Below are 12625 nucleotides of genomic sequence, written 5' to 3' on the forward strand. Positions count from 1 at the left end.
TATCTCCTAATTGAAATTAAGAAATAGCTTAATCGGTTTGATGAGCTATTGGCAGGTGCACTTTGCTAGACGCTTACACTAGTCTTTATTAAGCTTGGTTTTATACACACAGTTACAAAGTACTGTAGTCTAAAAGATAGTACCCCTTAGGCTAAGCAAATTAAAATAGCCATCGAATATATATGCACTTTACAGTTTGAGCATACCTAAACACTCTGCCTCTAATCTAGGTTATTAAGCAAACAATCTCTTAGTATTGCTAGATTAGTTCATTTATGACCTTATAGAATGAAAAAAGCCTAACAATAAATTGTTAGGCTTTAAAAAGTAACTTAATTTTTACTTAGAAGCTGTAGCTAAAGCTCACTTCATAAATACGGCCAGTGTAATCAACACGCGAAACCGCCTTTTCGTTATTACCCCAGTACTCATAACGTTGCTCATCGGTAAGGTTATAACCTCTTAAATAAGCTCTGAAATTTTTATTAAATTTATATGAAGTGACTAAATCTAAACGACCTGTTGCTTTTTGTGTACGAGGCTGTACACCCAAGAAAGAGTTTTGACCTTTCAATGTTGAATCATCTTTCCAGTTGTATGCAACCCTTACGCTAAACCCGTCATTTTCATAGTAACCAATAGCATTAAACGACTCAGGAGCAACAGAGTATAATGTACTTTCTTCTGTACCATCTTGGTCAATGTACGTGTAGTTAAATACGCCACCAAAACCATTCCAAGGGTACGGTAAAAAGTCTAGTTTTTGCTGAATAGCTAACTCAATACCCGTTAATTCGATGGTTTCATTATCGTTAAACTTCTCATTGATTCTGACAGAGCGGAAGTTTTCTGTGCCATCATCGCCAGTAAATGGTTCAACCTGTGTACAAACAAAGCCACCTGTAGCTGGGTTATCTTCACGAACCACATCGCTACCTAATGCTTCAATAATAAGTGCATCACCCTCTGGACAGCTCTCTCTGTCTTCAAAAAAGCCTGTGAGTTCTTTGTAAAATACGCCCACAGAGATAGCACTACCATCACGGTTGTACCATTCTAACGACATATCGTAGTTGTCTGCGTCGTACGGTTTCACAAAGCTAGCTGGCTTGTCAATTGTAACACTTGTATTGCTGCCTCTGACCTCTGTCGTTGGCGTCATTACACGAAGGTTAGGACGAACAAAACCTTTGCTATATGCTGTGCGTAATACAAGATCTTCTCGTAAATCAAAAGCAAAGTTAACTGATGGTAACCAGTGATCGTAATCGTCACTTATTTTAGTGTCGACTAAAACATCGCCGGCACTACGGTCACGTCTAATACCATTAAAGTCGTTATCAGTACGAACATAGCGCATACCAACATTACCGGTCCACATTACATCGCCAAGCTCACCACTTAAATCGGTCATAACGTAAGCTGCCGCTATTGTCTGCTCAACGTCAAAATTAGTTGCGTATCGCTGTGGATGAGGGCCATCAAAACGTTCATAAAGGCCTGTATCACCCGCTTTAATACCGCCTTCAAGGTCGGCTATTCCATCAGTCAAATCAGCAATGTGAGATAGATTATCAAACGTTCTCCAACCGCTATTGGCACCAAATGTGCCAGGGAAGTTACCGTTAAAAAAGTCGCTTTGTCCATCAGAAAGAAGTGAGTCACTAATCGCAGAGCTTCCTACAGCACTTGCATTAACACCTGCTGCACCTATTTGTTGGTCAAAGTTTTCTAGTACCTCGCGGCTATATCTTGCACCAAACTTAATAGAACCAAAATTTAGAACATCCGCAAAGCCAAAGTCCACATAACGCTTAGCATCAAATTCACCGCTTGTCATTTTGCGGATAGGGTTATCTATTCTACCGGTAATGTAGTGGCTTAGTCGTCTGTTATCATTTAAAGCATCCGCTGTTGTTAAAGATAATGCATTTAAAGCTGTTGGGCTTTGCCAATCTACGTCGTAATTGTAATCATCCCAGCCTGTTGCATCGATAAATGCACGATCTAAATTACCTTCACCAGAATCTAATTGGATGTCGATTCCTGTAGGGACAGTAGCTACATTTACACCATTAACTTTTGTTGTCGCCTTGTGATGGCCAGTATGCCTAAAGTCCAAGCCGATATTTTGAAAATTATTCTCTGACTCAGAATGGGTTAGCATGGCATTAAAGGTCCAATCATCTACAACGTAGTCACCATATAAAAATAGGCCTTTTGCCTCTTCAAAGAAAGTCGTTTCACGGTTTGTAAACAGATACTCGCCATCCGTAATCGCTGTTTTGCTTACAGCATAAACTGGAGTGCCATCTTCAAGAGTGTCGTAGATAAATGGAGCCGTGTTCATGTCTGGCTCTATCATATAAAACCGATCGCTATTTTGCGGCTTATTTTGATTATAGCCTGCGCTAAATTCTGCATCTTGTTTTGTACCACTATCAAGATCACGCTTAGTATAAAGTAAATGCGCACCAACGGTCATATCACTAGTAGGTCGCCATTCTATATTACCCGTAAAAGAAATACGGTCGCCTTCACTATATTCTGATACATTTCTTAGTGAAGAAGGACTGCGAAGTGCGGCGTTCTCAGGAATACCGTATTTTGCACGGTATACGTCAACAGTTTGTGAGTTTACTCGTAAGTTTTTATCAAGCCCAGCGTCGGCAGCACCTATAAGTGGTGCATAATTTGTGAAGTTTGCAGTGTCACGGCGGAATGTCTGTCCTGAACCTGCAGCTTTAAAAGCGATTGCAAGCTCATTTTCAATAAGGTGTTTGCTCATAGAGAACTTAATAGACTCATCCCACTTTTGGGTTAACTCTTCATAACGCCCACCTACACTTACATTATATTTACCATCAGGCTTTGCTAGCGCTCGCTGCAATTGCTTATCGACAGTACCAGCTATTCCGCCAGCTTGCATATCAGCGGTAGGGGCTTTAATAACTGTCACGCCATCGAAAACACTCGCCTCGAATGCAGCGAATGGATTACTTGACCCCACATCATTAAAACTTCTACTTGGTGTCGCAAAGCTCTGTCCAGCTGAAGTAGTTTTGACAAAACCGCCACCCAAACCACGTAAACTAATTTCAGACTGCCTTCCTTCACCAGATCGTTCAATTTGCACACCAGGTACAGCTTGCAGTGCTTCACCTAAATCAAGCGCAGGTAATGCATCAATATCTGAGGCAGAAATAGCATCAACAATAGATGGGGCATCTCGCTTGGTATTTAACGCATTCTCTAGAGAACCACGAATGCCTTGTACTTGTATAACTTCAAAATCGGCTTCAGTTTTTTTAGCTTGAGCCTCTTGATTATTGTCTATAGCTTGTTTAACTTCTTGGGCCAAAATTGAAGGTGCAAATAAAGTTAAAGCTATACCTAACGAACTACCTATTATTTTAGTCGAGGCGAGTTTTTTATTTTCTTTATTAAACATTGTAATCCCCATATACGTTGTGTGTGTCTGCTATTTTTACAAATAAGCCTGTTGCGTGTTTATCAAATTAACAACCTAAACTGCTAATTAACAATACGGTAACACAATAAATAACACTTTCAAATCAAAAATAATCAAAATCAATCTTTTTAGGGCTTAATCAAATAAAAACAATGAGTTAAAGCATTGTATTTTATTAATAGTTTGAGCTTATATTCATATAAGCTATATTTACGGCGATTATAAAACCAATTGATTTAGATAAAAGGGGATAAATGATCATTGATGATTGATTTTGACTTGTTTTAATTACCGGAAATAAAAGTATAAAGCCACTTTTACAGTGGCCTTAATAAGTTAAGAAACTCTTTTTTTGACGTTATACAATTCCATTTTATTCTTGGTAATATCTCCTTTATAGGTGCCAGGAACTAACATAAAGTTAGGATTGGCCTCTTCTGAAGTGTAGAAAATATGGAATATCATCTCTTTAAGTTTACGGTAGCTTTTTGATAACTCAGTTGAGCGTTCAGCAAAACAACGCTGATCAAGCTTATTGAGCAAAAGCTCTCTATCTGCTTTCGATGCACTTTGGTAATTAACTTTAAAACTTGATTGAGCAATTAAATCTATCTGTTTAATAATAAAATTATACTGTTGCTTAGTTTTACTACCAGCCCAACTGTTCATGAGCGCATCGAGAACATCTATAACCTTTGCATCAGTAGCTCCTGGTGTATCTGTTCTGGGTATCATTATTTCAGCCGCATCGCTCAAAATAGTCATTTCTTTTGCAGTAAAGAAACGCCCATTTTGAGAAAAAACAGATAATGAATTTACAGTATTGAAAATAGATGCCCATACAGGGGTAGCTACAAAATATACTGATGCTCCGATAAACAAACGACGACTTATATTAACTTTAGACATAATCCCCCCTTTACACTCGGTCTTTAAAAAATAGTTTAGCTGCATAATCAACAGCTCGAGCAGTAATAGCCATATAAGTCAATGAAGGGTTTTGAGTGGCGCAAGACGACATGCAGGCACCATCAGTTACAAACAAGTTCTTAACATCGTGGCTCTGTGCCCATTTATTTAAAACGGATGTTTTAGGGTCTTCGCCCATACAGGCACCTCCCATTTCATGCACTCGATCGCCAACAGCAATTGGCTTTGTTTCAGGAAATTCATTCACTTTAATATCCACGCAGCCACCTGCAGTCAGTATTTCTTTAATATCTACAGCCGCTTGCTTAATCATCTTGCGCTCGTTTTCTCTTATTCGCGCATCAATATGCAATATAGGAATACCCCATTGATCTTTTTCCGTAGGATGCAACCGCGCATGATTTTCAAACCTTGGCAGCATCTCACCGTACATTATTGCTCTAAAGCGCCAAGGACCTGGTTGGTTACTATTCATTTTAACCTCAGCGCCAATACCTACCTTTTTTGCAGTTGTACCGGTATTGCTGCGGTGCTGGGCTGTACCTTGAAAACCAAATCCTCGAATAAAATCGGTACCTTTTTCTTGTTCGTGTCGATAGTTTGGAATATAGGTAGCAATAGGTCTGCGTCCGACTGAATATTTGTCATCAAAACCAGGTACTTTAGCATCTGCTATAACACCAGAAAAATGATCCATAATATAATGCCCAACAGCACCACTCGAATTTGCAATACCATTTGGGAACGTTTTAGACTTAGAATTTAGAAGGATTTGCACAGAGCCTAATGCTGAAGCGCATAAGAAAATAACCTTTGAGCGATATTGACGTTTTTCTTTAGTATGGGCATCAATCACCGTAACACCCGTCGCTTTACCTGACTTATCATCGTAATCAACTGTTTCTACTATTGCATCTGTTAAAACTGTTAAGTTTCCAGTTTTTTTGGCTGCAGGTAAAGTGGCTGAAAGTGAGCTGAAATATCCACCAAATGTACAGCCTCTATTACAGTATGAGCGAGCCTGACACTGTCCGCGCCCTAGTTCGGTTTGCTCTTTAGTAGGCTCTGTAATATTAGCCGAACGCCCTATAATTAAATGTCTGTCTGAATAAGCTTTCTTTAAGTTCTCAGCTATAAACTTTTCAGCACAACTCATCTCCCACGGCTTTTGAAATACGCCATCGGGTAGCGTATCTAAACCATCTTTATTTGCAGATACACCAATAAATGACTCTACGTAATCATACCAGGGTGCCAAATCATCGTAGCCTATAGGCCAGGGGATACCATTTCCATCTTTTGCATTAGCTTGAAAATCTTTCACTCCCCATCGAAGGGATTGCCTTCCCCACGTTAACGATCTGCCACCTAATTGATAACCTCTTATCCATTTAAATGGGCTTTCTTTTGGATAAGAAATAGGGTGCTCTTTGTCATCAATAAAAAACTGTTTAGTGGCATTTTTGAAATAACCTTTGCGCTCAATCATAGAGTACCGTCCCTCCTCACTGAGAATTTCAGGGACTTTGTTTCTGTTCTCAATTTGCCAAGGCATTTGCATATCAGTATATTCTGGGCCTTGATGCTGAATATTACGTCCACGCTCTATTACAAGGGTTTTGAACCCTTTTTCGCAGAATTCTTTTGCCGCCCAACCACCTGTAATACCTGAGCCAACTACAATCACATCATACATAGAGGGTACTCCATTTTATTGTTTTAGTTCTTCAATGAATATATTTTTAAATCTAACTACATTATCTCTGAGGCCTAAGCTTTTATATGATTTGCTGCCGTGATGCTGAAAACCTATTACACCTTCATCGTCTTTAATGTCTTCTACATGGGTGGTAAGTACATCATTGAGAAAGATTTTTATTGACGAGCCGTCACAAACAATTCGCAACGAATTCCATTCGCCCGGTTTATAAACTTCAGCTTGCTGCTCTGACCAAACGGGTAAGTGACTTTTTATAAAGTCATCATCTTTATGAGACCTTTGAGGATGTTCTGGGTACAGCCACTTTCGTCGACCTTGATCAAATAGCCCTCCGCTCCATCGGCGTGGGCTCGGGTCTATTTCAGCTTGATAGCCAACAACGCGTTTACCGTCTTTATCTTGCTCAATTTGGCCTCTAAAAATAATACCCGAATTACTATACTCATCAACATTCGGCATTTTTATATCGGCAGTCAAAATAAAGTTGCTGTAACGCTGCTTTGTAGTTAAAAACCAATTGTTAGATGAAATTAAATGCAACTCACCATCTATGAAGCGTGCTTGCCCAAACGAGTAAACATTATCAAAACGGCTAAGCTGAGGGTCTAGCAAATCAACTCTTTGCGTTGTTGTACATGCTGTAACCGAAAAAACAAAAAATATAGCTAAATATGATTTAATACCAGTCAACGTATTCTCCTTACTAACACTTTGTCGCGATATACTTAAAAGCAGATATAAATAACCTGCATTAAAAGTACTTTTTGGAAAATCGCTTTTCACTAAAGTCCTATCGTTTAGTGAAAAGCGATGCTTAACCTGATGTTAGTTTTCAAACAATACATTAAATTCAGTAATATCAGGCCAGTTACCAATTGCTTTTAATTTAACAAACCGCCCTTCTCTATAAAAAGTAGTTGTACTTGGCTGATTGTTAACGCCTCTGCCCTTATGCTTTGCTACTTTTTTATATCGACCATCAATCGTTTCAGATACATAAATTTGATACTTAATTGCTTTATCGTTCGCAGTCCAAAGCTGGGTCCCTGTAATAGATTTTAACTCTCCTAAATCAATAACTATTGATTGAGTTCCATTTTTGTCCGCACGCCAACTTGAACTATCAGAAAGGTCACCGTCTAATACATTAGATGCAGGGTGTTGTTCCATCTCAGAGGATACAAAAACGAGGGCAGGGTTTACTAGCAAGCGCTTTTCTGCGCTTGAAGACTTTCCTTTACTATCCGTTGTTACCGCTTTAAGTATGTACTCACCCGCAGCTAAACCAATTAGCTCCGAGGAATACTCTTCATTACCCCAGGTAAAAGGAGGCTGCCAAATATCACGGACTAACGTACCGTTTAGATAAAGCTCTACCCGCTCTATATCAATACTACTTAAAGCCGACTCACTATGAACCGATACACTTAGAGACTCATATCCTACTGGCACTTCTATCTCGGGTTCTAAAAAATACACATTTGGAGCCGGTGTTTCTTCTACGATAAGTGTAATACTCGCTTGCCCTTCTAAACCTTGGGTATCTCGTGCAATTGCAGTGATAGTATGGCTTCCCACCCCTAAAGGTGACGGATTTGGCTCGTGCCTTTCTAACCAACCCATTGCACCTAGTTCATAAGGTGCATATGAATGGCCAAAATTCCAGACAGGTTTTGTGTCGGTACGCACAAACTCACCATTAACATATAAAGTTACAGATTGAATATCGCGATCGTCAGGTGATACAGCATCTATTGTCACACCTAACTTTTCGTATCCTTCAAAAACAGTAATGGTTTCATTAGGGAAAGAAACCACTGGCGGTTTAGGCTCACCTTCAACGTTAAGAGTCATTGTCGCAGTGCTATAAGCACCTTCACTATCCAAGGCAACTGCTTTGAAGGTGTATATACCTGCACCGAGTGGTGACGGGTTTTCCGTATGGGATTCTAACCACCCCATAGCACCTGTTTCGTGCGGTTTAAACTTGTGACCAAAGTTAAAAGGGGCTTTGTCATCTGTACGTATTAAATTATCGTTAATATATAAAGTGACAGATTCAATTGTTCTATCAGCAACAGGACTTGATGTTTGTAATGTAAATGTAAGCTGCTCAAAGCCCTCTTTTACAGTTAGCTCGTTATCAGGAAAACTAATGGCAGGAGAGTTAGATTGAACTACTAATTGCATTGTTGATGAGCCAGTATCACCCTCGCTATCAGTCGCAACTGCTTTAAAGGTATGATTTCCAGCCGTTAGCCCTAATAACTCTAGTGGCTTGTTTTTGTGTCCCCATACAAAAGGGTCTGCGCTATCTGAGCGAATAAGCGTATCGTTAACGTATAAATCAACTTTGTTGATTGTGCGTTCAGCTATTGGGCTTACTGCAGTCACCTTAAATGATAATTCACTATAACCTTCCTCTACAGTAATGCTTGTCTTCGGAAACGTTACGCTAGGAGAACTAGCTTCACCTCCTATGTCTAAATCTATTACCTGTAAATACAGTGGTAATGCACTCCCCGACCCACGTTCCATTAAGTAGTAGTAAACTTTACCGTCTTTAATATAAATGGTGCCATGATCAAATACCGGCCCATCAATGGCCTCGTAAACTCGCGTAAAGTTATTGGTCCCACCTTGAGCCTTTTCAACGTAAGGTCGTCCATTATTTAAACCAATAATATAGACGTTATCACCGGCTGTATAAATTTCACTTGCGCCAACAAATTCTGTCGAGGTAATAAACTCTGTTGCGCCAGCTGGCTTGTATGAGTGTAAATATACCTCTTGATAATCAGCGCGATTTCTATCAGTTGAGCGAACTTTACTAATAAAATGCACGTCTCCTTTTTTGGTTACTGTCCAATCAAAGCTACCTACAATATAAACTGAATTAGCTTCTTGATGATCTATATAATCACCCGGTTCTAATACTTTGATTTCATCAGAATTTACCAGAGGCCAAGTCATTGGCTCACCTTGATGGTTTTTCCATTCACCTATACCATCGGGGTGGTCTGAATAGGCGTAAAAAACACCATTTTGATACTTATATCTATCATTATTGTCGTTACTACGCTGCTGATAACCCACTCGAAGTTTGCCATTAACATACTTCATGTTGCCATAGAGGCCCCAGTTATAAGCATTTCCATAACTTTTCTGGTTATTGTGATTAAATTTTGTAAAGCTTGACCATTTTTTAGCTTGTGCATCGTAACGGTTGAACACATAAGCACCGTTGTTATTTCCACCTAAGCGCATGTATAGAAGTAATGTACCATCTGTGTTTGTAAAAAATTTAGGGTAAGTTAAACGCGCAAAATTTGCTTTATCGGCTAGGTTGCCTGTCATGGTTAAGTGTTTGTAGTCATTAGCCCCTTGGTTGACACTGCTGGTGTCTTTAACAAACTTATCGAGAGTAAACTGCTCATCAGGTAAGTCAGCAACTCCTGTTTCGCTAAAAGAATAGCGAAAAAAATCATCCTTAAACTTACCGCCATGATTATTATCGTCGTAGGCGTGCATATCGTAAACCATATGAATAGTGCCATCGATAGGGCTCACTGCTAAGCCAATTGTGTTATGTGACTCCCCAACTAAAGGGTCCCCCCTAAAACCTGTATGACGATGTGGAAATTCAATGGTAGCCAAAGTTCCAGTTAATGTGTTGTAACGGCTCAACATAACGTTACGCTCTTCCTTGCCACCTTTATACCAAGTCATAAATACAAAATGTTTATATGCTTTAACAGCATCACCATGTGCCGAGATGTTTCGACCAAAAAAGAAGTCGTATTCGGCACCAGTGCTTGGGCTAGCCACATTGCTAAAATCTAGGTCTTGTCCATCAAAGTGCAAACCAGTGTCTGAAATTTTAACTTGTTGCTCTAATTCAACTCTTGCGTGCCCTGAGGCAGCATAAAATGCAGAAGTTAACAAAAGCAGAGATGAAAGCGTGTGTTTCGCTTTTATTGTGTGTTTTTTCATATTGCTCTCTGTTTATCGATGTTGTCTAAATGAATTGTGTGGATTCAATTGTGTAAACTGTTTTGAAATATTTAGATTTAACTTATAGAGACGCCTTTACTATTTTACTTTCGTTAATAAAACTATAACAAAAAAGCAAAAGCGATCAATATAAATCAACATCAATCAAAAAAGGACATCAGTCTAATATAAAAATCTATTAAAAGAAGGGAAGCTAACGAGGACTGATAATGTACGTAAACAGCACTGCTTTATGTGTATAAGAGTAATTTAGGTATTATTTAAAAAGGTAGGTAGGCAATACCTACCCATACCACTGTAACTATTCGATGTTACCCGCATTTAGTAAAATTTTACGTAAATAGATTTTGCATTTCTAAAGATATCTAAGGGCCTATTTCTCTTAGCTTACCTTCAAAACTATTTGCAAGCTCCATAAGTTGGCGGGCGTTACTATATTTTTTTAGATTTTGTTTTAACTCATTAAGCGCTTTGGCAGTTAAACCAGCATTATCTAAGGCTAAGTAATATAAATATGCGTATTGCACATTGTTAGGTTCAAGCTCCATCGATTTTTTAAAATACTCTATTGCTTCAACTTTTTTATTACTTCTTATTTTTGCCATTCCATTTGCATAATTTAATGCAGCAGAATTAGGTATTGCAGCCAACCCTTGATCAAGCAAAGCCTGCATTTTTTCTTGATTCCCTTGACGAAAATAAATATCAGACAAATTTACATAGTTAGGATCAAAATATGGGTCTACATCAATACCTTTTTTTAAATACCTAATTGCCGATGTAACATCTCGCTTATTTAATGCGAGCATACTTTGATTAATATGACCTTCTCCACGCCAAGAGTTAACTTTATTGGACTGTGCCAGCTCAACAATAGCCTCACTGAGCTCGCTCGATGGATTATTTTGATAACTCAGATTTTGTGCGGCGGCAACCCTAACCGCCTTAAATTTATCTGTTAACAACTTGCTGTAACTTTTAAAACGCTCACTTTCAGGCAGCATATAGCCTATTTTAGCAATCGCTAATCGTATAAGTGGCAGTGGCGAGTTTACCCACCTAGATATAATTGCATCATCTATTACTGAACCAGTGCTTGCCAAATAAGTAATTGCACTTGCTCTATCAATTTCACTCAATGAAGTATCATTAATCAATCCAAGGTGAATATTTAACGGCACACTATTGGCCGATCGAAGTGCTAACATTGCATGCTCTTTGTTAGACAACGGAGCGGCCTTGCCATGCCAGCTTTCTAGCGCAGTGTTAGCCCATTCATTTGTTTTATCATCGTGACACTGAGTACACGCATTGGGCGTATCATAAATGATAGAAATATCAGGGCGCGGGATTTTAAAACTATGATCTCTTCTATCATCTACCCCCATATACCTATTAGTAGGCATATGACAATTTACACATTGGCTACCTTGCGACGCTTGCTTATGCCGATGGTGCTTGGGCACATCATATTCACTACTTTTATGGCATTGAAGGCAAAGGCCATTCGTTTGTGATTTAATTTTCATCGTGTGTTTGTCATGACAATCCAGGCAATTTACACCGGCTTCATACATTTTACTTTGCTTAAAAGAGCCAAATACATATACCTCTTCTTTAATTTGGCCATCAGCATGATACAAATTTGGCTCTAAGAAAGAGGGGCTGAATTGATCTAAAAAATGCTTATCACTACTAAAACCATCAGTTAACGGGCTTCGCAATGAATGACAGGCATAACAGGTTTCCATAAAGCTGTTATCACGCTCTTCACCGTGCCAAGTAGCAATGTTGTTATTCCCTGTTATTTTCCAACCAGACATATTGGTCGGTTTCACCTTATTTATTTTTGGTAACGGGTTAGTTTTGTGATCTTTTGATAGGTCAGCATGGCAAGAAGCACATCCCACATTTATATTTGAAAAGTGCGTATCAAACACATCTTTTTCTACATCATAATTACGCTCTAAATTATCAGAATGGCAATCTGCACACATCCCGTTCCAATTTTGTAAGGGCTGTAACCAATGTAAGCGATCATTAGGCTTTACATCTTCACTTTCATAATTTGCGTACCAGCGCTGCCCACCTTCTTTAGCATCGCGGCTATCCCAAGCAAAAGGGAAAACTTGGTATTTCCCCTGCTCTACTTCAATAAGATATTGCTGAAGTGGGGTAAAACCAAATACATAGCTTACTTTATAAGTCTGCTTTGTATTATTCTCAGTTAAATCGATTAAAAACTCATTACCTTTAGTGTAAAACAATGCTTTTTGAGAAAAGTGTTCAACTGTTACGTTGTTAAAATCACCTAGTACTTTGTCTGTTGTTGCTTTGGCCATTGCATTGGCATGATGAGACTGCTGCCAATCAGACACCTCCTTGCTATGACATGAAGAACACTCCTCATTAGCAATAGAAAAAAAGCTGCCCATCAAAAGCGTTACAACTACTATAATCTTGAGTATTTTTATCATTTTTTTCTACTT

At 38.9% G+C, this 12625-nt stretch carries 6 protein-coding genes; all 6 read right to left on the reverse strand.

The genetic code is table 11. From position 1 onward, the window contains the following. Window positions 1-343 precede the first annotated feature (343 nt). The gene (locus QMA08_RS19310) at window positions 344-3451 is read right to left on the reverse strand and encodes a TonB-dependent receptor (RefSeq protein ID WP_290175255.1); all 3108 of its coding nucleotides are present in this window, start codon (window positions 3449-3451) and stop codon (window positions 344-346) included. A gap of 357 nt (window positions 3452-3808) precedes the next feature. After that, window positions 3809-4381, reverse strand: a complete 573-nt coding sequence (locus QMA08_RS19315) for a gluconate 2-dehydrogenase subunit 3 family protein (protein WP_290175256.1) — start codon at window positions 4379-4381, stop codon at window positions 3809-3811. 10 nt (window positions 4382-4391) lie between these two features. Further along, window positions 4392-6098: a GMC family oxidoreductase gene (locus QMA08_RS19320; protein ID WP_290175257.1), complete on the reverse strand. Its 1707-nt coding sequence runs from the start codon at window positions 6096-6098 to the stop codon at window positions 4392-4394. A 15-nt stretch (window positions 6099-6113) separates the two neighbouring features. Then, complete coding sequence (locus tag QMA08_RS19325; RefSeq protein ID WP_290175258.1) at window positions 6114-6812, reverse strand: DUF1080 domain-containing protein; 699 nt, start codon at window positions 6810-6812, stop codon at window positions 6114-6116. Between the two features lie 135 nt (window positions 6813-6947). Further along, window positions 6948-10115 (reverse strand): BNR-4 repeat-containing protein, encoded by a 3168-nt coding sequence (locus QMA08_RS19330; RefSeq protein ID WP_290175259.1) that lies wholly within the window; start codon window positions 10113-10115, stop codon window positions 6948-6950. Window positions 10116-10501: 386 nt separating this feature from the next. Further along, window positions 10502-12613, reverse strand: coding sequence for a multiheme c-type cytochrome (locus QMA08_RS19335; RefSeq protein ID WP_290175260.1), 2112 nt, complete (start codon window positions 12611-12613; stop codon window positions 10502-10504). Window positions 12614-12625: the final 12 nt, after the last annotated feature.

The sequence above is a fragment of the Pseudoalteromonas sp. APC 3355 genome, from assembly GCF_030407615.1.
Classification (GTDB): domain Bacteria; phylum Pseudomonadota; class Gammaproteobacteria; order Enterobacterales; family Alteromonadaceae; genus Pseudoalteromonas; species Pseudoalteromonas distincta.